Annotated in this window: 20 protein-coding genes and 1 tRNA gene; 15 read left to right on the top strand and 6 right to left on the bottom strand. The window is 59.9% G+C overall.

The window, feature by feature from the left end; genetic code table 11:
* Positions 1-54: 54 nt before the first annotated feature.
* Together E0486_RS06560 and E0486_RS06555 are read left to right on the top strand one after the other, a co-directional pair.
* Positions 55-1,098, top strand: a complete 1,044-nt coding sequence (locus E0486_RS06560) for a sensor histidine kinase (protein WP_165917218.1) — start codon at positions 55-57, stop codon at positions 1,096-1,098.
* Positions 1,088-1,804 (top strand): LytR/AlgR family response regulator transcription factor, encoded by a 717-nt coding sequence (locus E0486_RS06555; RefSeq protein ID WP_131851347.1) that lies wholly within the window; start codon positions 1,088-1,090, stop codon positions 1,802-1,804. The genes E0486_RS06560 and E0486_RS06555 overlap by 11 nt, the downstream gene beginning before the upstream one ends.
* Positions 1,805-2,376: 572 nt before the next feature.
* Here E0486_RS06555 and E0486_RS06550 read toward each other — a convergent pair.
* Positions 2,377-2,458: transfer RNA gene (locus E0486_RS06550), tRNA-Leu, on the bottom strand.
* 174 nt (positions 2,459-2,632) lie between these two features.
* A complete protein-coding gene (locus E0486_RS06545) occupies positions 2,633-3,448 on the bottom strand; it encodes a 2,3,4,5-tetrahydropyridine-2,6-dicarboxylate N-succinyltransferase (protein ID WP_131851346.1) in 816 nt (271 codons plus the stop codon).
* Positions 3,449-3,621: 173 nt separating this feature from the next.
* Between E0486_RS06545 and E0486_RS06540 the strand changes: the two genes are divergently transcribed.
* Positions 3,622-4,596, top strand: a complete 975-nt coding sequence (locus tag E0486_RS06540; protein ID WP_131851345.1) for a glycosyltransferase family 9 protein — start codon at positions 3,622-3,624, stop codon at positions 4,594-4,596.
* Complete coding sequence (locus tag E0486_RS06535; protein WP_131851344.1) at positions 4,593-5,174, top strand: L-threonylcarbamoyladenylate synthase; 582 nt, start codon at positions 4,593-4,595, stop codon at positions 5,172-5,174. Before E0486_RS06540 ends, E0486_RS06535 begins: the two co-directional genes overlap by 4 nt.
* Here the strand turns inward: E0486_RS06535 and E0486_RS06530 are convergent.
* Positions 5,163-7,043 (bottom strand): hypothetical protein, encoded by a 1,881-nt coding sequence (locus E0486_RS06530; RefSeq protein WP_131851343.1) that lies wholly within the window; start codon positions 7,041-7,043, stop codon positions 5,163-5,165. The two genes, E0486_RS06535 and E0486_RS06530, sit on opposite strands and share 12 nt — an antisense overlap.
* Before the next feature lie 62 nt (positions 7,044-7,105).
* Between E0486_RS06530 and E0486_RS06525 the strand changes: the two genes are divergently transcribed.
* The 3 genes from E0486_RS06525 (at position 7,106) to miaA (ending at position 10,255) form a co-directional block, all read left to right on the top strand.
* On the top strand, positions 7,106-8,536 hold the full coding sequence (locus E0486_RS06525) for a CCA tRNA nucleotidyltransferase (protein WP_131851342.1): 1,431 nt from the start codon (positions 7,106-7,108) through the stop codon (positions 8,534-8,536).
* Positions 8,537-8,655: 119 nt separating this feature from the next.
* Complete coding sequence (locus E0486_RS06520) at positions 8,656-9,225, top strand: IS1096 element passenger TnpR family protein (protein WP_131851341.1); 570 nt, start codon at positions 8,656-8,658, stop codon at positions 9,223-9,225.
* 145 nt (positions 9,226-9,370) lie between these two features.
* On the top strand, positions 9,371-10,255 hold the full coding sequence (gene miaA, locus E0486_RS06515) for a tRNA (adenosine(37)-N6)-dimethylallyltransferase MiaA (protein WP_131851340.1): 885 nt from the start codon (positions 9,371-9,373) through the stop codon (positions 10,253-10,255).
* Positions 10,256-10,423: 168 nt separating this feature from the next.
* Here the strand turns inward: miaA and E0486_RS06510 are convergent, their stop codons facing one another.
* On the bottom strand, positions 10,424-11,956 hold the full coding sequence (locus tag E0486_RS06510) for an OmpP1/FadL family transporter (protein WP_131851339.1): 1,533 nt from the start codon (positions 11,954-11,956) through the stop codon (positions 10,424-10,426).
* 32 nt (positions 11,957-11,988) lie between these two features.
* Entirely contained in the window at positions 11,989-12,639 is a 651-nt protein-coding gene (locus tag E0486_RS06505; protein ID WP_131851338.1) for a hypothetical protein, read from the bottom strand.
* A 160-nt stretch (positions 12,640-12,799) separates the two neighbouring features.
* On the opposite strand from E0486_RS06505, the gene proS reads away from it, so the two are divergent.
* The 3 genes from proS to E0486_RS06490 are packed head-to-tail and all read left to right on the top strand — an operon-like array spanning position 12,800 to position 15,077.
* Positions 12,800-14,278 (top strand): proline--tRNA ligase, encoded by a 1,479-nt coding sequence (gene proS, locus E0486_RS06500; RefSeq protein WP_131851337.1) that lies wholly within the window; start codon positions 12,800-12,802, stop codon positions 14,276-14,278.
* A gap of 57 nt (positions 14,279-14,335) precedes the next feature.
* Entirely contained in the window at positions 14,336-14,695 is a 360-nt protein-coding gene (locus E0486_RS06495; protein ID WP_131851336.1) for a CCC motif membrane protein, read from the top strand.
* A gap of 1 nt (position 14,696) precedes the next feature.
* Positions 14,697-15,077, top strand: coding sequence for a DUF2752 domain-containing protein (locus E0486_RS06490; protein WP_131851335.1), 381 nt, complete (start codon positions 14,697-14,699; stop codon positions 15,075-15,077).
* 87 nt (positions 15,078-15,164) lie between these two features.
* Here E0486_RS06490 and E0486_RS06485 read toward each other — a convergent pair whose 3' ends face one another.
* On the bottom strand, positions 15,165-15,956 hold the full coding sequence (locus E0486_RS06485) for an RDD family protein (protein ID WP_165917217.1): 792 nt from the start codon (positions 15,954-15,956) through the stop codon (positions 15,165-15,167).
* A gap of 70 nt (positions 15,957-16,026) precedes the next feature.
* Between E0486_RS06485 and E0486_RS06480 the strand changes: the two genes are divergently transcribed.
* The 5 genes from E0486_RS06480 to E0486_RS06460 are packed head-to-tail and all read left to right on the top strand — an operon-like array spanning position 16,027 to position 21,336.
* A complete protein-coding gene (locus tag E0486_RS06480; RefSeq protein WP_165917216.1) occupies positions 16,027-16,989 on the top strand; it encodes a stage II sporulation protein M in 963 nt (320 codons plus the stop codon).
* Positions 16,982-17,806, top strand: a complete 825-nt coding sequence (locus tag E0486_RS06475) for a DUF4129 domain-containing protein (protein ID WP_131851332.1) — start codon at positions 16,982-16,984, stop codon at positions 17,804-17,806. The genes E0486_RS06480 and E0486_RS06475 overlap by 8 nt, the downstream gene beginning before the upstream one ends.
* Positions 17,803-19,011, top strand: coding sequence for a DUF4350 domain-containing protein (locus E0486_RS06470; RefSeq protein ID WP_131851331.1), 1,209 nt, complete (start codon positions 17,803-17,805; stop codon positions 19,009-19,011). The genes E0486_RS06475 and E0486_RS06470 overlap by 4 nt, the downstream gene beginning before the upstream one ends.
* Before the next feature lies 1 nt (position 19,012).
* Positions 19,013-19,990: an AAA family ATPase gene (locus E0486_RS06465; protein ID WP_131851330.1), complete on the top strand. Its 978-nt coding sequence runs from the start codon at positions 19,013-19,015 to the stop codon at positions 19,988-19,990.
* Positions 19,990-21,336, top strand: coding sequence for a DUF58 domain-containing protein (locus tag E0486_RS06460; RefSeq protein WP_131851329.1), 1,347 nt, complete (start codon positions 19,990-19,992; stop codon positions 21,334-21,336). Before E0486_RS06465 ends, E0486_RS06460 begins: the two co-directional genes overlap by 1 nt.
* Positions 21,337-21,421: the final 85 nt, after the last annotated feature.

Here is a 21,421-nt window from a genome sequence, read left to right as displayed (position 1 = left end):
GGGAAGTGCGGGGAAGCGCCTATCTTGCTGCCGCTGCCTCCGAACGCTGCACTAATGAAGTCCACCTTTCATCTTCCCCGCAAACGAACGACTTACCTGGCCTACCTGCTGGGCTACGTATTGCTGTTCAGCCTGGTGCAGGGATTGCCCGCACGTGATTTTTCCACGGCCTTGATCAATGAGCTCCTGAGCCTTCCGCCGAAGCTGCTTTTTGTGTTCCTCGTAGTGGAGGTATTAATGGGCAGGGTCTGGGGCCGATGGCGCGTATTCGTGCCGGCTTACGTGCTTCTGATCCTGGTGGCTGCCTTGTTCCAGCGGCTTATCGACAATTACCTGATCCTGCCCTACCTGCTCACGCATTGGAAGCCCGAGGCGCTGTTGAGTGTCCCGCCCTTCCTGTACAACGTGGTCAAGCTGCAGTTTGTAGTAACGCTGCCGGCCTGTGCCCGGCTGCTGCAAATCGTAGCGGTGGAGCGTAGTGCCGCGCAGACTGCGCGCGCCGAGAAATTGCAGGCGGAGCTGGCGGTGTTGCGTCACCAGTTTCATCCGCACTTCCTGTTTAATGTGCTGAATAGTCTTTATGCCCAGGTGCTGGAAGGGTCGGAGCGTGCGCCGGGCCTGGTGCTGCGTCTTTCAGAGATGATGCGCTACCATGTATACGAAGCCGGCGACCGGCCGGTACGACTCTCCCGGGAGGTGCACTACCTGCAAAGCTATATCGCGCTGCAGCAGGCGCGCTTCGGCAGCCGCCTGTCGCTGAGCGTCGATTTCAGCGGCCCGGTGGACGATGTCCTCATCGAGCCCTTACTGTTGCTCCCCTTTATAGAGAACGGCTTTAAACATGCGCTGCGCGCCGAGCCCGGGGCGGATGGCTGGATCACTCTTTACATCAGCGTGGAAGAGCAGTGGATGACACTCCGCATGGAAAACAGCCGGCCCGAAAGAGATACGCCTGCTGAAAACGGTGCGGGTGGCTTTGGCCTGCGCAATGTGCAGCGGCGCCTCGACCTGCTGTATCCTTCGCGGCATGTGCTGGAGATCGTACCGGAGCCGGACCGCTTTTTTGTACTTTTAAAAATCTGCCTGCATGCTGCCTGAGCCGGTCCGTTGCCTGGTTGTGGAGGATGAGGCGGATGCGGCCTTACTCCTCCGTCGCTACATTACGCAGACGGATAGGCTGGAGTTTGTCGCCCGCTGCCGCGACACCGATTCGGCCGAAGCACTCCTGCGCCAGGAACGGATTGACCTGGTGTTTCTTGATATCAATCTGCCGGGCCGGAGCGGTGTGGAGTGGAAGCGCGCGCTCGTTGCCGATGTACCGGTGATCTTTACAACTGCCGATGCTGCTTTTGCTGCCGAGGGCTTTGCGCTGGATGCCGTCGATTACCTGCTCAAGCCCTTTTCCTATGAACGCTTCCTGCAGGGTCTCGACCGTTACCGGCGTTTGCAGGCCGGCTATTCAGCGTGTCGTCCTGTAGCACCGCCCGCCAGCGAGCGGCCCTTTCTGATGGTACGCGTTGAGCGGATGCTGCAGAAGATTTACCTCGACGAGGTGCTGTATATCGAGGCAAAGCGCAATTACCTGCTCTTTTACCTCAACTCCGGTGCCGTGAAGGTGTACCAGCCTATTAAAAGTATCGAAGAGCGGTTGCCACAAGCTTTCTTCCTGCGCATTCACCGGTCGTTTATCGTGGCTAGCCAACGGGTGCGGGCTTTTTCCTCCACGATAGTTCAAGTGGAGGAGTACCGCCTTCCGGTGGGCCGTTCCTATCAATCGACGGTGCAGGTTGTTTTATCGCACTAGGATTGGCTTTCGGTACGTGCGCGAACCGGATGCGCCGCAGGTGAAGGAGGTAAAAGAAAAAAGGCAACCCTTTCGGATTGCCTTTTTGGTACTAGCGGACAGTGCCAGCCGGAGTTCGACCTTCTTATCATTGCGAATAGAAAAGGTGAATGACAGCCGCCTGCGTGCTTACTTTACGTTTGACTCTAGCGTGTTTTTTTCTTAGAATGCGCTTTCTTCTGCGCAGAGCTTTTCTTTTGTGTAGGCTTATTCTTCCTGGGTTCAGCTGTCTTTTTCGACATACGATTACATTTGAGGTTTGTGAATTAATTACTCATGGCTGCAGCGTGGTTCCTTCCGGTCTTCCCGTGGTGTTCTTACCAGGTCGGCAACCGTATAGCCAGGAGATATGTAAACAAAGATAGGCTATAAGGGTAGATTCGATACCTGAACTGGGTAAGCCGCTGCGGCATTGCTTTTCGGTTCGAACGACCAATTCCGTGTTCTGTTTCAGACCTACTTCAATGAAAAATGGCTTTTGATCTTCAACCGTTTAGAAAACGATTTTCAATCAAAAGCCATTCTAAGAAAAGTGCCCAGGACTGGAGTCGAACCAGCACACCTCGCGGCGCCGCCACCTGAAGACGGTGCGTCTACCAATTTCGCCACCTGGGCAACATGCTAAAGAGCTCCGCAAGTTCCTAAAGTATTGGTAGTTACTTTGTTCCGTTGCGGGGTGCAAATATAAGCGGGCGATTTCTTTCCAGCAAAAAGTTTTTTTAGTTCGTGAAGCGTGAGCCGTCAGCATGGCGGGCTCACGACGCACGGTTCACGGCTGAAGGCTCACGATCATACCGCCACGTTGAAGTCACGCAGCGCGTCGTTGAGGCTCGTCTTGAGGTCGGTGCTTTCCTTGCGCTTGCCGATGATGAGGGCGCAGCCGACGCCGAATTCGCCGGCTGGGAACTTCTTCGTGTACGTGCCCGGGATCACTACGCTGCGGGCAGGAACCACGCCGCGCGTTTCGATCGGCTCGGGACCGCTGACGTCGATGATCTTGGTGGATTGCGTCAGCACCACGTTGGCGCCGAGCACGGCCTCCTTCTCAACCCGAACGCCTTCCACCACGATACAGCGGGAGCCGATAAAGCAACCGTCTTCAACGATCACCGGCGCGGCCTGCAGGGGCTCCAGCACACCGCCGATGCCCACACCGCCGCTCAGGTGTACGCCTTTGCCGATTTGCGCGCAGGAGCCGACCGTGGCCCAGGTATCTACCATCGTGCCTTCGTCTACGTAGGCGCCGATATTTACGTAAGAGGGCATCAGCACCACGTTACGGGCGATGAAGGCGCCATAGCGGGCCACGGCGTGCGGCACGGCGCGCACGCCCAGCTCCTGGTAGTTTTTCTTGAGGAGCATTTTGTCGTAAAATTCGAAAGGCTCCAGGTCCCAGGTCTGCATCGGCTGAATGCCGAAATAGAGCAGGATGGCCTGCTTCACCCATTCGTTCACCTTCCATCCGTCGGCACCGGGCTCGGCCACGCGCAGGCGGCCCTTGTCCACTTCTTCGATCACCGCCCGGATGGCGTCTTTCGTATCGTCGTTCGCCAGCAGGGCACGGTCGGCCCAGGCGCTGGCAATGGCTTGTTGGTACTGGTTCATGGCGCAAAGCTAATGAGAGGATGGGGTAATCGGGTAATCTAATCGGGTGATGGGAGGTTGGGGAGTTGGGGGGTAGAGGGTAATCCAACAAGATACCCTTGCGTCAGCCAACCACAAACTACAAACTCCAAACCCCAAACTAGAATACCCCATTACCCCATTAGATTTGCCTTATGAAGATTCTGGTGCGCCTCCCGAATTGGCTGGGAGATATGGTGATGGCGGTGGCTTTTATAGAAGGGTTGCGCCAGGCTTTTCCGGATGCGCAGATCTCGGTCATCGCCAAGAAAGGCATTCACGAGCTGCTGCCTTATTTTCCGCCGCTGGAGCACCGCTTTGTCTTCGACAAAGTGCGCGATAAGGGACTGCGGGGCCTCTGGCGCTTCGGCCGCGGCATCCGCGACACCGACCGCTTCGACCTTTTCTTTTCTCTCCCCGACTCACTGTCGGCGGCGGTGATGGGCTATGCCACCGGCGCGCGCCACCGCATCGGCTTCCGCAAGGAAGGACGCGGCGTTCTGCTCACGCATACCTACTCGCGGCCCCACGGCGGCCACCGCGTACACGAATACCTGACCCTGCTGGAACGCTATGCCAGCTGGCAGCCCCACGGGCTTGGCGTGCGCCTGCAGCACGGGTTTGCGCGCGGCCAGCACCTGGTGGTCAACATCAATTCGGAGGCGCAGTCGCGGCGATTGACGCTGGCGAAGGCCATTGAACTGTTGTCGGCGCTGCGCCGCGGCACCAGCGGACCGATCGTATTGGTGGGCGCCCCCAAGGAAGCTGCCTTTGTGGCGGAAGTGCTCGAGAGCCTGCCCGACGCCAGCGGCGTACGTAATGCCGCCGGCAGTACCGACCTCCCCGGTCTGGTGGAGCTGCTCGCCTCGGCGCGCGCCGTACTCAGCACCGACTCCGGCCCGGCCCACCTGGCCAATGCGCTGGGCACGCCCACGCTCGCGCTCTTTGGTGCCGGCAACGAGAACAACACAGCGCCCTATAACCGCGAAGGCAGCCGCGTGCTTCGCCTCAACCAGCTCAGCTGCGAGCCCTGCCTGAAAAACCGCTGTGTTTATTATGAAACGCCCCAGTGCCTCGACCGCCTCGACACGACCCTGATCGTTCACGAAATGCAGCAACTTCTGTCATGAATACCGATCCCGCCTTTTTTGAATCCGAGCTGGGCGCGGCGCTCGACTGCCTGCGTTGCGGGGGCACGCTGCTGTATCCCACCGACACGGTCTGGGGACTCGGCTGCAGCGCCCTCGATGCCGCCGCAATCGACCGTATTTATACCATTAAAAAGCGCCCCGACTCCAAAAGCCTCATTGTGCTGGTGGCCAGTGAGCGCGACATCCTGCAATATGTAGCCGCACCCGACCTTGAGGTCTTTACGTTCATGCAGCAACAGGAGCGGCCCACCACGGTCATCTTCGACGGCGCGCTGGGGCTGCCCGACAACCTCGTGGCTGCCGACGGCTCCATCGCCATCCGCATCACCCGCGATCCCTTTTGCAGGGCCCTCGTAAAGCGGCTCCGCGCGCCCCTCGTTTCCACGTCGGCCAACGTCAGCGGCGAGCCGGCCGCGGCGCATTTTTCGGAAGTGTCTGAAGCAATACGCCAGGGCGTCGATCACATCGTTCGCTGGCGCCAGGATGATGTCACAGCGGCCCAGCCTTCGCAGATCATCCGCTGGGAGGAAGGCGCTCCGGTATTTTTACGGAAATAGCGGGCCGGTCGCGTCGACCAGCGCGTTCAGCTCCGACTCGGTAGCCTTGCGTTTGCGGAGCTCGTCGAGCACCCATTGGCGGAGCGCATCCCATTGAGCGGCGGGGTAGGGGTCAAGGCCCGGTGTTTCGGCCAGGTGCTCCGGGCGTAGCTTGTTCAACGCCGTAGTCAGAAGGGCCAGGCCTTCTTTTCGGTCACTCAGCGTCCACACAGTAAAGCCAAGATCGAACAGGCTGCTGCTGTAAAAGCGATCCAGCGGCTGTCGCTCTTTCAACGTAGCGTACAACTTCCGCGCTTTGACCGGGTTTTGTGTAGCATGGTAGGCGATGAGCGGTGTGTAGAGATCGATGAGCCAGCCGGTGCCGATGGCCGATGGCAGTGCCGCTCCGGCCCGGTCGAATTCCATTGCCTCGAACTTTGTAAGCAGGAAATTTTCATTACGCAATGCATTGGCCGGGGCCGCTTTCTTTTGCTGGAGCGCGGTCATGGGCGTCAGGCGGAAGGCGGTTCCCTCAGGCACCAGGTAGCCGGCGTGCAGCGGGTCTTTGCTCGTAAACAGGATGGGCCGCTTCGCGAGGTTGCTTTGGATCACGTCAAATACCAGCAGCTGGTCGAGGGTCAGGTAGCTGCCGGTCGTCCAGTTCATCGCCGGGGCGAAAGCAGCACTTTTATCGGGGTGAATTGTGCGGAATGCCGCTGCATCCACCCGTTGCACCAAACGGTTCCCCGGGATCCGGTAGGGCGTTGGGTCTTCCGGACCCGCCAGCGGCAGGGCGGCCTGCGCCGACACGACGCGGATCAGCTCCTTCAACGTCATCGGCGCCTTCGGGGCGCCCTGTGGCTCCGCTACGGGCACATACAGGAAATCGGATTTCCCATACAGCGATTTCGGAAGGTCGAAGCGCAGGCTGCCCGCGAGGCTTTGCACGTAGATCGGTACGCCCGCCAGGCTTGTGTTGACCACGGTCACGTCTGTGCGGTAACCCTCTTTTTGCTGCACATACCAGAGCGGGTATGTATCATTGTCACCGTAGGTGAACAGCACCGCGTTGGGCGGACAGGCGTCGAGGTAGTTGTGTGCGGTGCGGCGCAGGTTTTCGTCGAAATGTATCGAGTCGAGGAAGGGGCGGCCTCTTTCGGGATACCCGTTCATATCCATCATCGACCAGACGTGCAGTTCCTCGTTGAACTGTTTCACCGGCGCATTGCCCACGCGGGTGATGTAAGCCGGGTTGGCGGCGCAGAGGCGGCGAAAGGTGGCGATGGCCAGCCGGTAGTAGGCCAGGGCGCTGTCGATACGCGCCAGGCCCGGCTTTTCGAGGGGCGCCAGCCGCGCCTGCAGCGGGAATTGTCGCGCCCGCGACGCCGGTACCGAAAAGCGGTTGAGAAACAGGTCGCCGTACGACGAATAGGCGCGCGCCAGGGCGTCAAGCAGCGTGTCGCGCAACACCGGCTGCGCCCCATAGGTGCCGATCAGATCCCGCTCCCAGCCATCGTAGCCATACACCGGGAAGCGATCGTAGCAATACTCCTCCTGCGCCAGCCCGCCGTTGAGAAAGCGCTCCACTGAGCGCTCCTGCTCCTCCGCTGAGCCTGCCGGCTCAAAGCCCGCCAGCTGCCGGCCCGCCGTTGAATCGGTAGGCCAATAGAGCACCTCACTGCGCACCTCGAAGTTCATACCCTCCTGTATTTGTACGGTCCACCCTTCGGGCCGCTTGGCGAAGTGCAGCAGCACCGCCCCTTCTTCGGTAAATGAATGCGCGCGGAAAAAAGAGCGCACGACCTCCGCATAGGCGGGTGGCCTTTGCTGCGCCTGCAGCGATGTTATTGCAAACAGGCAGGCGAGCAGCAGGAATGGGGCAAAGCGCATGGCGTTGGTTTGGCGCAAAAATGCGGAAAAAGGCCACAACCGCTACATTTGCACGATTGTCTATGGAGATTCCCTGCACTTCGCTTGAGCTGGAAAAGATACAACCGGTGGCCGACGCCGCCCGGACGCTGGGGCTTCCCTGCTACCTGGTGGGCGGCTTTGTGCGCGACAAGCTGCTCGGCCGGCCGACCAAGGACGCCGACTTCGTGTGCGTGGGCGATGCGCTGGCACTGGCCCAGAAGGCCGCCCATGCTTTTCGCCCGCGGCCGCACGTCAGCCTCTTCCGCAACTTCGGAACGGCGCACTTCCGCACGCCCGACGGCTTCGACATGGAATTCGTGGGCGCCCGCAAGGAAAGCTACAACCGCGCCTCGCGCAACCCCGTGGTGGTGCCAGGAACAATCGAGGACGACCAGCTCCGCCGCGATTTCACCATCAATGCGCTGGCCGTATCGCTCAACGAAGCCGATTTCGGTCGCCTGGTGGATCCCTTCAACGGCATCGACGACCTGAAGCAACAGCTCCTCCGCACTCCCGGCGAGCCGGCGCTCACCTTCAGCGACGACCCGCTGCGGATGCTCCGCGCCATCCGCTTTGCGGCGCAGCTCAACTTCCGCATTCACCCGCCTACCTTTCGCGCTATCCGTGAAATGCGCGAACGCATCGCTATCATCTCGCAGGAACGCATCACCGACGAGCTCAACAAGATCGTTGCCTGCCCGAAACCCTCTATCGGGTTTAAGCTGCTCTACGATTCGAAGCTGCTCGACATCATCTTCCCGCAGATGGTGGAGCTCGCCGGCGCCGAATTCGTGGACGGCCTCGGGCACAAGGACAACTTTTACCATACCCTGCAGGTGCTCGACAACGTGGCGCAGCGCTCCGACAGCCTCTGGCTGCGCTGGGCCGCCATCCTCCACGACATCGCAAAGCCGGCCACGAAGCGTTTCGAGGAAGGCCATGGCTGGACCTTTCACGGCCACGAAGTAGTCGGCGGACGCATGGTGCCGAAGATCTTCACCAAGCTTAAGCTGCCGCTCGGCGACCCGATGAGATACGTGCGCAAGCTCGTGGAGCTGCACCTGCGGCCCATCTCGCTGTCGAAGGAAGACATCACGGACTCGGCCATCCGCCGCCTGCTCTTCGATGCCGGCGACGACTTCGACGACCTGATGATGCTTTGCGAAAGCGACATCACCTCCAAGAACAAGGTGAAAGTGCAGCGCTTCCTCGACAACTTCGAGCTGGTGAAGCAACGCTGCGTGGAAGTGGAGGAGAAGGACCGCGTGCGCAACTGGCAGCCGCCGATCAGCGGCGAGCTCATCATGGAAACCTTCGGGATTTCACCCTCGCGCGCCGTTGGCGACATCAAGGACGCCATCCGCAACGCCATCCTGGATGGAGAGATCTCCAATGAATTCGAGGCCGCCTACGGGTATATGCTGAAAAAGGCGGCCGAACTGGGCCTTCAACCGAAAAGCCCGGGTTCTTGAGGTGCTTGGGATGCTGTAGTTTTCAAGGTTGGTAGGTCCCCGGACCAATTAACCAATAGACCGATTAACCAATAAACGCCATTTCCTTATTTTTGATCTTCACCTAGTGATTCCCCTGCATGGCCATACTTAAGTTCAGAGTACAATATGAGGAAGATGACAGCGTTTACCGCGACATCGCCATCCGCCATACCCATTCGTTCTTCCAGCTGCACGATGCTATCCTGAAGTCGTTCGAGTTTGACAACAAGCACGGAGCCACCTTCTACCGAAGCAATGACAACTGGCAGCGCGGCCGCGAAATTTCCCTTGAGCACTACGACCGCCCTTACCGGATGGCACCCCTGCTGATGAAGGACGTGACCATCGGCTCGGAGATCAAAGATCCCAACCAGCGCTTTGTGTACGTCTACGACTTCAACAAGAACTGGACGTTTCTCGTATCGCTCATCGGTGTTTCGAAAGAAGAAAACCCCAAGGTCAGCTACCCCGCCACGGTGCGTACGGAAGGCATCGCCCCTAGCCAGTACGGAGCCAAAAGCCTGCTGGGCGAGCGCTTCGCCGACGTGGAAGAAAAATACGACCTTAGTAAGGACGCCGAAGGCTTCGGTACCGAAGGCGACGAAGGCACCACTTCGGATGACGCCGGCGGCGCCGATGATCATGCCGGGGGCGAGGAAGAATTCTAGCACAAGGAAGTAGCATATCGCACAAGGAATTTTGACTATCAAAGGGAGGCCAGAAGCGCTTCCCTTTTTCATTCAACCTTCTTCCCTCACTTCATCATTCCGTGTTCCTTGTTCTTCTGTTCTGCGGTTCCCATAGCTTTGCCGCATGCCGGACAAACAGCTGATCGTGATCGCGGGCGCAACGGCCGCGGGTAAAACGGCCGCGGCCATCGAGGTGGCTCAGGCCCTGGACACAGAGATCCTGTCAGCCGACAGCCGGCAGTGCTACCGCGAACTGAACATCGGTGTAGCGCGCCCCTCGCGCGAGGAACTGGCCGCGGTGCGCCACAACTTCATCATGTCGCATTCGATCTACGACAACCTAAACGCGGCTTCGTATGAAAAATACGCGCTCGATGTAGCGCAGCGCGTGTTCAAGAAGAAAGATACGCTCGTGGTGGTGGGTGGCACCGGGCTGTATATCAAAGCCCTGCTGGAAGGCATGGACGCCGTTCCCGACATTCCTCAGGAGCTCCGCAAGCGGCTGCAGGCCGACTACGAGCGCAAGGGGCTGGCCTGGCTCCAGGGCGAGGTGGCCGCCGCCGATCCGAAATTTTACAGCGAGGGGGAGAACCAGAACCCGCACCGCTTGTTGCGCGCCCTCGAAGTGGTGCGGAGCACCGGCCGCTCCATCCTCGACTTCCATAGCCGCCGCAAGGCCGAGCGGCCCTTCATCGTACAAAAGTTTGTGCTGGATGTGCCCCGCGAAGAGCTCTACGACCGGATCAACCGGCGGGTGCTCGAGATGATGGACGCCGGCCTCGAGGCCGAAGCCCGCGGCCTTTACCCGCTGCGCCAGATGAACGCGCTGCAAACCGTGGGCTACCGCGAGTTGTTCGAGCATTTCGATGGCAAGATCTCCCTGCAGCAGGCCGTCACCGACATCCAGACGAATACGCGCCAATACGCCAAACGCCAGCTCACCTGGTTCCGGAAGGATGAAGAGTTTGAGTGGCTGCCGGGAGCGGAACTCATAAGTAAGTTTAAGTAGAAGGAGGTTTGGAGCCGCCTTAGAAAATAAGAGTAGAAGCGGTTCGCGAAGAGATAGGGTAACGGCACTGCTTGCAACGGTGTCGTTTTGATTTCACCAGGCGTGGGTTTCAATGAAAAGAGACGCACATGATGCGTCTCCTTAGCGTAACACTTTATTTTCATTTTCTCAAAACTTCATCCCGAACGTCAGCGTTACATTGCCCTGCGTGCGCCGGGTTTCCGCCACGTAATAGTCGGCAGAGGAAAGCCGGTAGGGCGCGTGGATATCCCGCTGCAGGCTGTGCACGTAGGTGAGATCGAAGAAGTAGCCCTTGTTGCGGTAGCCAAGACCGCCGCTCAGGTTGAGTTTGTTGCCGCTGCCGCCGTTTACTTCCTTATACGGGTTGCCGTAATAAGCGGCACCCGCACGCACCATGATGGGACTGAACTTCAGCTCGCCACCAACGCGTACGTTGAAGGCACCTTTGTAAATATCCTTGATCGTGTTGTTCACAGCATTGAAATAGGCGTCGTTGCCGTTGTCGTTGGTTTCTTCGTCGGCATCGCGGAGGTAACGCATGCCCCGGTAGTGCACGTACTCAACATCGGCGGTAAGGAAGCCGCGCTGCTTCGTGACGTCTTCGATCTCGCGCAGCACCCAGGAGAGACTGCCGGTAACTTTCCACGGCGTGATAAGCCGGTATTTGAACTGGTTGGCGTTGCCGTCGTTGTAGTCTTTGGAGGCGTCGAATAATTCACCCTGGTAGCTTTCTGTATTCACAGTAGCCACGTAGTCGAAAACATCGGTCAGCGAATAGAGCGTGGGCGTTTGCACCGACAGGCCGAGGCGCCAGAATTCGGCAGGCTTGTAAATGGCGCCGAGACGCAGGTTGAGGCCCGTGCCTTTCGTGCTCAGATTCTCTTCAAAGGAAGCATAATCGAACCGGTTCGACGTATCGTTGGTGGCATCGGCTTCGGTAAAGGTCGAATGACGGCTGTAATTGAGGATCGGGATGCCGACGGTGCCGCCGAAGAACCAGCGTTTGCTCACTTGCCCGCCGCCGCCGATGGCCAGCTCGTAAATGCCCCCGCGGTTGCTGACCAGTTGCTCCTGCAGCAGGCCGGTTGCCACGGGCGCGGTGGAGGTGAAGCCCGTTACCTGTCCGGACCCATTCTTAACCGGGTCGAGCCAGTAGGTGTTGAGGGCGAGGCTGCTGCCGAAGGGATAGAGGTAAGCCGCTGTGGAGTCGCGCACGCCGTTGCGGGCGAGTTCTTCCGCGAAGCGCTGCGCGTAGGAGGATACCTGGTTGCGGCCGCGGTAAACGAGCTCGCTCCGGAAGTCGGCCTGCGTGCTGAAGCCGAGGCTGAGGGCCATGCCGCGGCCCTGGTGGCTGCCGCCCAGCACCAGCCCGAGGGCGTTGACGTTAAAGCGGCTGTCCTTGCTTTTTTCCGTGCGGTCGTTATACGTGGCGCGGGTGTCGCTCCAGTGGTAGGCGCCCGAGAGGAGGACGTCGCTGGTGCGGTAAAAGCCGAGGCCGGCAGGGTTGACAAAGGTGGCGGAATAATCGCCGCCGAGCGAGCCCATAGCGCCGCCGATCGCCTGCTGGCGGGCGGTGCCGCCGGGGGCGTACCAGGAAAACTGCAGGGCGTCGGATGGCGACTGAGCGTGCAGCGCCGCGGCGGACAGGAGGGGGCAAAGGAGCAGGGACCCTTTTTTCATAAAGCGTAGCTTACGGGTGTTCGAATATCAGGTCAGAAGCGGCGCACCGGTGCGTTGCGGGGTGCGGGCGTGGAGCTGGGTGAAGCGGACGACGACGAAGGGGTGCTGCCTGCCGGCTGCGTGCCGGTGTTCCGCGTCGATCCGCTGAAGACGTTGCGCAGGCCGCTGCCGCGGGTATTGCCTGAAGAAGAGCCGCTGCCGGTGGCGTTTGAAGGAACGCCGTAATCACCGGGCTTGCCCGACGAATAGACCGGGGCACCGGGCGCCGGCGGACGATACGACTCGAAGTTGAAGTTGCGCGGGCGGTTGGGCACCGAGGGCCGCAACGGCACGTAAGCGTAACCGTGGTAATACGGCGAATAGGGCGAATAATAATAGCTCCACGACAGGCGCGGGTTGCTTTCGCAGTAGCAATTGCTCGTGGAGTAGTGATAGGCGTAGGGATCGCTGTAGTAATCGTCGAACTGCGACCAGCGGTCGCGGTTGCGGACGCGCAGGCGCAGGTAGCGGTCTTCGCGGGTTTCGGAGCGCGGCGCCTCGGCGCGTTGTTCCACCTGCACGTAGTCCACTTCCGGCTTTGCCGGCGAGAAGTACACATCGTCGGGTGTTTGTCCCGACTTGTACGGCGTGGTACAGCCAACGGCCGCCGCGCAAAGGACCAGGATGGGTAAAGCAGGTTTCATATGCACTTCTTTAAAGGTTGAGGATTGCGCCCGGATTTGTTACTTTTGGGCCTCCCGAAAATCCGGGAATGGACCCTGCTGTAAAGTTGATTCACAGACCCGTAACAGTTGCGCAGCCGGACACCCCTTCACAAAACATTAGCAAATATCGCGATAAGACATGAGCAACGCAATTACGTCCCGGGAAACCGATTACTCGCAATGGTACAATGACCTCATCATCCGCGGCGGACTGGCCGATTATTCGGCCGTGCGCGGTTGCATGGTGATCAAGCCCTACGGATACGCCCTCTGGGAAAACATGCGCGACGTGCTGGACCGCATGTTCAAGGATACCGGCCACCAGAACGCCTACTTCCCCCTGTTTGTGCCCAAAAGTCTTTTTGAGGCCGAGGAAAAGAACGCCGAAGGTTTCGCCAAGGAGTGCGCCGTGGTGACGCACTACCGCCTCAAGAACGATCCTTCGAAACCCGGCAAGCTGATGGTGGACCCCGAAGCGAAACTCGAGGAAGAGCTCGTGGTGCGCCCTACCTCCGAAGCCATCATCTGGAATACCTACAAAGACTGGATCCAGAGCTACCGCGACCTGCCCATCCTCGTGAACCAGTGGGCCAACGTGGTGCGCTGGGAGATGCGCACGCGCCTCTTTCTGCGTACGGCCGAATTCCTCTGGCAGGAAGGACACACGGCGCACGCCACCGCCGAAGAAGCTGTTGTGGAAACAAAGCAAATGCTCGACGTCTACGCCCAATTTGCCGAGGAATACATGGCCGTGCCCGTCATCAAGGGGGTGAAGACACCCGCCGAGCGTTTTGCCGGCGCGGTAGATACCTATTGCATCGAAGCGCTGATGCAGGACGGCAAGGCCCTGCAGGCCGGCACCTCGCACTTTCTCGGCCAGAACTTCGCCAAGGCGTTCGAAGTGAAATACCTCACCAGGGAAAACAAGCAGGAATACGTGTGGGCCACCTCCTGGGGCGTGAGCACCCGCCTTATCGGCGGCCTCGTCATGGCGCACTCCGACGACCAGGGCCTTGTGCTCCCGCCGCGCATCGCACCGCTGCAGGTGGTGATCGTACCCATTTATAAAGGACCCGAAGGCAAGACCGAAATGGCGCCGCATGCCGATAAGCTCATCGCCGAATTGAAGGCCGCCGGCATCCGCGTGAAATACGACGACAGCGACAACCAGCGCGCCGGCTGGAAGTTTGCGGAATACGAGCTGAAGGGCGTGCCCGTGCGCATTACCCTCGGCGCCCGCGACCTCGCCAACGGCGTGGTGGAAGTGGCCCGCCGCGACACGAAGGAAAAAAGCACCCTGCCCCTGGAAGGACTGACGCAGCATATTCAAAACCTGCTGGTGGAGATCCAGGCCAACATGTTCAACCGCGCCAAAGCCTTCCGCGACGGGCACATTACGAAGGTGGACAGCTGGGAAGAATTTGAGCGTACCCTCGACACGAAAACCGGCTTCGTATCCGCCCATTGGGATGGTACCGCGGAGACGGAAACGGCCATCAAGGAAAAAACGAAGGCTACCATCCGCTGCATCCCGCTCGACAACGAGCAGGAGGAAGGTGTATGTGTGCTCACGGGTAAGCCGTCCACGCAGCGTGTGCTCTTTGCGCGGGCTTATTAATCCACCAGCCGTTTTCACCGGACCCTTTATATTTGACTACCGAAAACAACTGCATTCATGGAAAATACGCCTGATTTTCAAAACGAATACCGTCCCGAACAGCCGCAGCAACCCCTTTTCCCGGAGAGCCGGCAATTGCTTCCCAATGCAACCGCTGTGCTCGTGCTGGGCATCCTCTCGATCGTGCTGTCCTGCGTATACGTAGGCCTGGTACTCGGCATCATCGGGCTCGTGCTGTCGGGCAAAGGCCGGGCGATGTACAAGGAAAACCCTTCTTTCTACGACGGGTACAGCCAGCTCAATGCGGGCTGGATCATGTCCATCATCGGCACCTGTCTCAGCGGCCTCATGTGGCTGTATGTGCTTCTGATGCTGGCCTTCGTAGGTTCTGTGTCGAGCTTCAGCAAATGGCATTGATATGCGGCAGCGCCGCAATGTATGGTATCTGATGATCGGGGCGGCCTTGGTGGCCGCCTCGGTGATTTACTACCGGTTCCCCGCCGACCGCTATGCCTACCCGGGTTGCTGGTTCCGGGCCCTTACCGGCCTGTATTGCCCGGCCTGCGGCGGTCAGCGTTCCTTTTCCGCCCTGCTCCATGGGCACCTGAACAAAGCCTTCCGCTACAATGCCCTTTTCGTGGCACTGCTGCCGGTAGCGCTCATGTACTGCGCCTGGCGCTTTCTCAGCCCCAAACGGCTTTCACTAAGCAGCCAGACCCGGATCGCGCTCAGTGTCTGTGCGGTTGTGCTGTTGTTCGGAATTCTGCGGAATGTACCCGCGTTGCACCTCGCCCCGTAAAGCGCAGCCCGCATGCGGCCGCTCCCGCGCGACGACGCAACGGCACAGCCGCCGTGGCGGGGTTCTTTCTCCCCTGCGTCTCGGCCCTCAATGTGTCGTTAAGTAATTGTAGTCCTTCAGCAGGATCTCCAGGAACTCGAACGGCGACATACTGTTCTGGATGTTGAGGTGCCGTTTGATCTTTTCCGAAGCCCGCTCGGCGAGGCCGTAATCGTGGTGCTTGCGCGCCGAGTCGAGGATGTTCTTGATGGCGTTGATATCGCGGTCGGAGAGGTGCAGCACCTGCGGGTACTGCGGGCTGTAATTGTCTTTTACATTCAGGAAGATCGTCTCCTCGATGCCCGCCTTCTGGGCGCTGCGGATGAGGATCGTGTGCGCCAGGATGTCGCCGAGGCGCTGGTGCCGCCCGGTAACGTTCACCAGCACTACGTCGAGTACAAAAAGGCCGAAGGCCACGGCGATCTGCTTGGCGGCTTCGGGGTTTAGCGCGGCATAGGGGAGGAAGAGCACGCACATGATGATCATCACGTCCGACGTGCGGATCAGCCAGCGGATGACCACTTGGCTCACGCTGGGGCGGCCCCCCTTGTCGCTGATGACGCGCAGCTGCATGAGGCGTTTGCCCGGGCTTTGCCCGTTCATCAGCAGCTCGCACACCGGGTGGTACAAAAAGATGGGCACGGCCTGGAAGAACATCCGCAGGGCCTGGCTCGCTTCCTCGTCAACCTCGCCGGCCGCGTCGAAAATTTGCTTCAGACCCCAGGCATAGGTGGCAAGGATGGCAAAGTCGATGATCCAGGCCAGGAGCCGCCGGTGAAAAGGCGCGGCGGGAAAGGTGATGCTGATGTTGAAGCTCGTAGGGATGTGAATCGTCGACATAGTGCGGGAACAAGTTACGTAGATGGAAGGGAAATTTCTGTATTTTACGGAGCCTAAACAGAGCCCACCGTTGCGCGAAGGATTATTCATTAAAAAGAACAAGGACCGCTGGGAACAGATAGAGCAGGAGCGCGCGGCCACTGCCGATGAAACCGCCGGCAACTTCACCCGCCTGGTGAACGACCTGGCCTACGCCAAGACCTTTTACCCCACCAGCAAGGTGACCGTTTATCTCAACGCCCTTGCGTCGCGCATCTACCTCAATATCTACCAGAACCGCAAGGATCCTTCCAACCGGCTCGCCCGCTTTTTTCGCTACGATGTGCCGCTGACCATCGCGCGCCACTACCGGATGCTGCTCTTCGTGTTCGGCCTCTTCGTCGTTTTTTTCTCGGTCGGCTTTTTCTCGGCCCTGCACGACAAGGGTTTCGTGCGCGAGGTGCTCGGCAACGGCTATGTGGACATGACCGAACGCAACATCGAAAAGGGCAATCCCTTCGACGTATATGCGCAGATCGGTCCGTTCCTGATGTGGATCTACATCATGCTGAACAACATCCGCGTATGCCTCACTTATTTCGGTGAAGGCATCGTGCTGGGCATCCCGAGCCTGCTGGCCCTCGGCCGCGAGGCCATCCGGATCGGTGCTTTCGAGCATATGTTCTATTCCCATGGCCTCGGCGTCAACGCCGTGGTGACGGTGCTGCTGCACGGGCTGCTGGAGCTGACCGGCCTCATTCTTTCCTGCGGCGCGGGCCTCATTATGGGCACGTCGTTCCTGTTTCCCGGCACGCAACGCCGCATGACGGCCTTCCAGGAGGGCGTCAAAGACGGCGTCAAGATCATCGTAACGCTGATCCCCGTATTCATGGTGGCGGCGTTTATCGAAGGATACATCACCCGTCATTACAAGATGCCGCTTCCGTACCTGCTGCTGATTCTCGGTAGCACCGGCTCCTTTATCGTCTGGTATTTCGTGCTCTATCCCTGGAAGCTGTACCGGGCGCAAAAAAAGAAGGGGGTACATGCGTAGCCGCTTTCCGGTCTTATTACTGATCGTGCTGACCCTTTCTTCCGCCGCTTTGCATGCGCAGGAGGGGGCCATCGATTCCGCGGTCGTCGACAGCGGGGCGCCCGTCGTCAGCTACGACAGCAGCAGCATCGACGCCACCGAGGTGGAGGAGCCCCGCTATTCGCTCGACCAGCCGCCGCCGATCAGCCAGCCCCTGGCTTCCGACAGCAGCCCCGTGGCCGTACGCCCCCTGCCGGTTTCCCGCCTCAACGAAGCCCGCCGCGAGGACGATTTCTGGTATTGGCGCTACCGAAGCCGGCGCCGCAGCGGCCGCGAGGAGCAGGAAATGGACAGCAGCAGCACCAGCAGCAGCGGCAGCGGTTTCTCAGTGCCGACGGGGCTGTTTTGGGTGCTGATCGGCATCGGGATCGCAGCCCTGCTCTTCCTGCTCCTGCAGGCGATGGGCATCAATCCATTCGGCAAAAGGACGTTGGCGGTGGGTGCCGAGGGCGAACCCGAAAGCGCCGAGGACTTCTTCAGCCGCGATTTTGAAAGCGGCGTATCGCGCGCACTGGCAGCCGGCGACCACCGCCTGGCCATCCGCCTCCGCTACCTGCAGGTGCTCCGCGAGCTCGCCGACCGCAACATCATCCAATACCGCCAGGGCGCCACCAACGGCCACTATGTAAGTCAACTGTGGGGCGGACGCTACTATACCGACTTCTTCCGCATTACCCGCACCTTCGAATATGCCTGGTATGGCATGCTGCCCGTAACGCAGGCGACCTTTGACCGGATGCAGCAGGACGTGGATCACCTCAAAACCCGTTTTGCATGAAGCGGTACATACCTTTGATCCTCGTGTTGCTTCTGCTGCTGCTGGGCGTCTTTTACCTGGCACGCCGCAGCCCGGCCGAGCGTCGTTTTGATGGGCGCCTGTCGCTACGCCGTGAGGACCGCATTCCCTACGGCACGTTCCTCGCCCGGGACCTGTTGCCGAAGCTGTTTCCGAAAGCCAACGTGTACAATGAGCCCGCCGCGCCGGGCCACTGGGATTCGCTGTCCACCGCCGATGGCCGCCAGGCGCTCGTCCTCATGGGTTATTATATCGACGCCGACAACGGCGAAGTGACCGAGCTCCTGCGCTTCGCCGCCCGCGGCAACTACGTGTACCTCGTGGGCGTCGACTTTTCCCGCGCACTCTGCGATGCCTTGTCCATCGAAGCCCGCCGCGCCGATACCGACCGCAGCGACACGATGAGCGTGGCCCTCGAAGCGCCCCGCTTTGCCGGCCGCAGCTACCATTACCCGGGTGTGGACCTGAGCGGACTGTTGATCCGCAACGCCCCCGACAGCACCGTGCTGCTGGGCACCCGCGATGGCGGCCGTCCCAACTTCCTGCAATTCCGCATCGGTGGCGGATCCATCTTCGTACACTCTTCGCCGCTGGCCTTCAGCAACTATTTCCTGCTGCAACCCGGCAACGAAGCCTACCTGGCGGGCGCCCTTTCGGTGCTGCCTTCCGACCTCCGCCGCGTGGCCTGGAGTGAATATTACCTATCTAAAGACGCTAACGGCGACGACGATGACGGCAACAATTCGCCCAACTGGCTGCGGGTGCTGCTGCGCTACAAGGCCTTCTCCTGGGCACTGGGCCTGATGCTGCTGCTCCTAATGCTGTATGCTCTTTCGGAGATGCGCCGCCGCCAGCGCTGGATCCCGCCCCACGAGCGGCCGCGCAACGAATCGCTCGACTTCGTACAGACCGTCGGGCGCCTGTATTACGACCAGCGCGATCACTACGACCTTGCCGTGAAGATGATCCAATACTTCCTGGACCACGTGCGGCAGCAATACAAGATTCCCACTATCGCGCTCGACGAGGAATTCATCCGCCGCCTGGAAGCCCGATCGGGGTACCCGCGGGCTGGGCTGGAACGCCTGCTTGCCCTCATCGGCGACATCCGCGCCCTCGGAAGAGCCAGCGAAAGCCAACTCGCCGACCTACACCAGCAACTCGAAAACTATTACCAATATGGATAATATGGAACAAGACGTTTTTGCGCAACGGACCGACCTGAGCGCCCTGAGCAACGCCATCAACGCCGTGCAGCAACAGATCCGCCGCGTGATCGTGGGGCAGGACGAGCTCGTGCGCCTCATCATCACGGCGCTGCTGGCCGATGGTCACGTGCTGCTCGAAGGCGTGCCCGGCGTGGCTAAAACGCTCTCAGCCAAGCTCACGGCCAAAAGCCTCGACGTACCCTTTTCACGCATCCAGTTCACCCCCGACCTGATGCCCTCCGACGTGCTCGGCACACCCGTGTTCAATCCCCGCGAAGGCACCTTCGATTTCAAGAAAGGACCGCTGTTCAGCAACATCGTGCTCATCGACGAGATCAACCGCGCCCCTGCGAAAACACAGTCGGCCCTCTTCGAGGTGATGGAAGAACGGCAGATCACCATCGATGGTAAAACCTACCCGATGGCGCCGCCCTTTATGGTCATCGCCACGCAGAACCCCATCGAGCAGGAAGGCACCTACCGCCTGCCCGAAGCGCAGCTCGACCGCTTTCTGTTCAAGATCGTGGTACCTTACCCGAGCGCCGCGCAGGAGTTCCAGATCCTGCAGCAGTTCAGCGCGATGAACACCGCCGACGTGCTCTCCGGCATCGAGGCCGTGCTGCGCCGCGAGGACATCATTACCCTCCGACAGCAGGTGCGTACCTTTGTAGTAGACGAGAAGCTGCTGCAGTTCATTGCCGACTTCGTGCACCAAACGCGCAACCACAAATCGATCTACCTCGGCGCCTCGCCGCGGGCCTCGATTGCCGTGATGAACGCCGCCAAGGCGATGGCCGCCCTCAACGGCCGGGACTTCGTGACGCCCGACGACCTGCAGGAAGTGATCCCGCCGGTGCTGCGCCACCGCATCATCCTTTCGCCCGAAAAAGAAATGGAAGGCGTGACCGAAGACGCGGTGATCAAGCAGATCCTTCAAACCATGGACATCCCCCGCTGATGCAATTCATAAAGACCCTGCTGAACCGAAGCTCCTTCTTCCCCGACCGGCGGGTGTACGTCGCGGGCTTCGTGCTTTGCGGCCTGTTCTTCGCCAGCTACTTCTGGCCCGTGCTGTTTCCCATCACGCAGCTCCTGCTGCTGGGGCTCGTGCTGGCGATGCTTGCCGACGTGCTGCTGCTGTATAGCCGCAAAGGGTTGCAGGGTAGCCGCTCAGTGCCCGAACGCTTTAGCAACGGCGACGACAACAAGGTGCAGGTGCAGGTGTCTAATTATTATTCCTTCCCGGTGCAGACCGAGATCATCGACGAGCTGCCCTTCCAGTTCCAGGAGCGCAACTGGCTTCGTCGCGCGCGCATCGAGCCCGATCAGCGGGCCACCATCACCTACACGCTGCGTCCGCAGCAACGGGGTGAATACCGCTTCGGGGTGGTCAACGTGCTTGCGCGCGGGCCGCTGGGCTTTGCCTGGCGCCGCTACCGGTTCGGGAACGAAGACCTCGTGAAAGTGTACCCCAGCTTCATCCAGGTGCGCCGCTTCCAGCTGCTGGCCGCCGCCAACCGACTGCAGGAAGCGGGCATCAAGCGACAGCGGGCACTGGGCCACAGCCTCGAATTCGAGCAGATCAAGGAGTACGTGCGCGGCGACGACTACCGCACCGTCAACTGGAAGGCCACGGCCCGCCGCGGCGACCTGATGGTGAACAACTTCACCGACGAGCGCAGCCAGCAGGTATACTGCATCATCAACAAAGGCCGAACGATGAAGATGCCCTTCGAAGGCATGACGCTGCTCGACTACGCCATCAACGCCGCCCTCGTGCTGAGTAACGTGGCGCTGATGCGACAGGACAAGGCCGGCCTCATCACCTTCGCGCAAAAGACCGATTCTTTCCTGGCGGCCGACAAAAAGCCGGGACAATTCAACCAGATCCTCGAGACGCTGTACCGAGAGGAGACCACCTTCCTGGACGTGGATTTCGAAAAGCTGTTCGCCGTGGTGCGCAACCGCATCACGCAGCGCTCGCTGCTGGTGCTGTTCACCAACTTCGAATCCTTCGAAAGCCTCGAGCGCGAGCTGCCCTCGCTGCAGCGGATGGCGCATTACCACCTGCTGGTGGTCGTGTTTTTCGAAAACACCGAGCTGAAGGCGCTGCGCGAAGGCAAGGCCAAAAACCTCGAGGAGATCTACATCAAAACCATCGGCGAAAAGTTCGCGCAGGAAAAGCGACTTATCGTGCGGGAGCTGCGCAAGCACGGGATCATCGCCTTGCTCACGACGCCGGAGAACCTGACGGTGCAGGCGATCAATAAGTACCTGGAAGTAAAGAACCGGCAGGGGATCTGACCCATCTTCCCGACCTCCTTCCCAAAGAGAAGGAGGAGTAAAGATTCCTTTGATTTTACATAGGTGCCTCTAGGCCCCTTCCGTT

The organism is Flaviaesturariibacter aridisoli, from assembly GCF_004343705.1.
In the GTDB taxonomy this organism is placed as follows: Bacteria; Bacteroidota; Bacteroidia; order Chitinophagales; family Chitinophagaceae; genus Flavisolibacter; species Flavisolibacter aridisoli.
Note: the sequence above shows the minus strand (reverse complement) of the source record. Positions and strands in the feature narration are given on the sequence as shown.

What these genes read in the sequence shown, in the direction of transcription:
- E0486_RS06520 (WP_131851341.1), top strand. Translation starts at nt 8,656, where the DNA reads ATGGCCATACTTAAGTTCAGAGTACAATATGAGGAAGATGACAGCGTT.
- E0486_RS06545 (WP_131851346.1), bottom strand. Translation starts at nt 3,448, where the DNA reads ATGAACCAGTACCAACAAGCCATTGCCAGCGCCTGGGCCGACCGTGCC.
- E0486_RS06530 (WP_131851343.1), bottom strand. Translation starts at nt 7,043, where the DNA reads ATGCGCTTTGCCCCATTCCTGCTGCTCGCCTGCCTGTTTGCAATAACA.
- E0486_RS06525 (WP_131851342.1), top strand. Translation starts at nt 7,106, where the DNA reads ATGGAGATTCCCTGCACTTCGCTTGAGCTGGAAAAGATACAACCGGTG.
- E0486_RS06465 (WP_131851330.1), top strand. Translation starts at nt 19,013, where the DNA reads ATGGAACAAGACGTTTTTGCGCAACGGACCGACCTGAGCGCCCTGAGC.
- E0486_RS06485 (WP_165917217.1), bottom strand. Translation starts at nt 15,956, where the DNA reads ATGTCGACGATTCACATCCCTACGAGCTTCAACATCAGCATCACCTTT.
- E0486_RS06460 (WP_131851329.1), top strand. Translation starts at nt 19,990, where the DNA reads ATGCAATTCATAAAGACCCTGCTGAACCGAAGCTCCTTCTTCCCCGAC.
- miaA (WP_131851340.1), top strand. Translation starts at nt 9,371, where the DNA reads ATGCCGGACAAACAGCTGATCGTGATCGCGGGCGCAACGGCCGCGGGT.
- E0486_RS06475 (WP_131851332.1), top strand. Translation starts at nt 16,982, where the DNA reads ATGCGTAGCCGCTTTCCGGTCTTATTACTGATCGTGCTGACCCTTTCT.
- E0486_RS06540 (WP_131851345.1), top strand. Translation starts at nt 3,622, where the DNA reads ATGAAGATTCTGGTGCGCCTCCCGAATTGGCTGGGAGATATGGTGATG.
- E0486_RS06495 (WP_131851336.1), top strand. Translation starts at nt 14,336, where the DNA reads ATGGAAAATACGCCTGATTTTCAAAACGAATACCGTCCCGAACAGCCG.
- E0486_RS06555 (WP_131851347.1), top strand. Translation starts at nt 1,088, where the DNA reads ATGCTGCCTGAGCCGGTCCGTTGCCTGGTTGTGGAGGATGAGGCGGAT.
- E0486_RS06490 (WP_131851335.1), top strand. Translation starts at nt 14,697, where the DNA reads ATGCGGCAGCGCCGCAATGTATGGTATCTGATGATCGGGGCGGCCTTG.
- E0486_RS06470 (WP_131851331.1), top strand. Translation starts at nt 17,803, where the DNA reads ATGAAGCGGTACATACCTTTGATCCTCGTGTTGCTTCTGCTGCTGCTG.
- E0486_RS06560 (WP_165917218.1), top strand. Translation starts at nt 55, where the DNA reads ATGAAGTCCACCTTTCATCTTCCCCGCAAACGAACGACTTACCTGGCC.
- proS (WP_131851337.1), top strand. Translation starts at nt 12,800, where the DNA reads ATGAGCAACGCAATTACGTCCCGGGAAACCGATTACTCGCAATGGTAC.
- E0486_RS06510 (WP_131851339.1), bottom strand. Translation starts at nt 11,956, where the DNA reads ATGAAAAAAGGGTCCCTGCTCCTTTGCCCCCTCCTGTCCGCCGCGGCG.
- E0486_RS06505 (WP_131851338.1), bottom strand. Translation starts at nt 12,639, where the DNA reads ATGAAACCTGCTTTACCCATCCTGGTCCTTTGCGCGGCGGCCGTTGGC.
- E0486_RS06535 (WP_131851344.1), top strand. Translation starts at nt 4,593, where the DNA reads ATGAATACCGATCCCGCCTTTTTTGAATCCGAGCTGGGCGCGGCGCTC.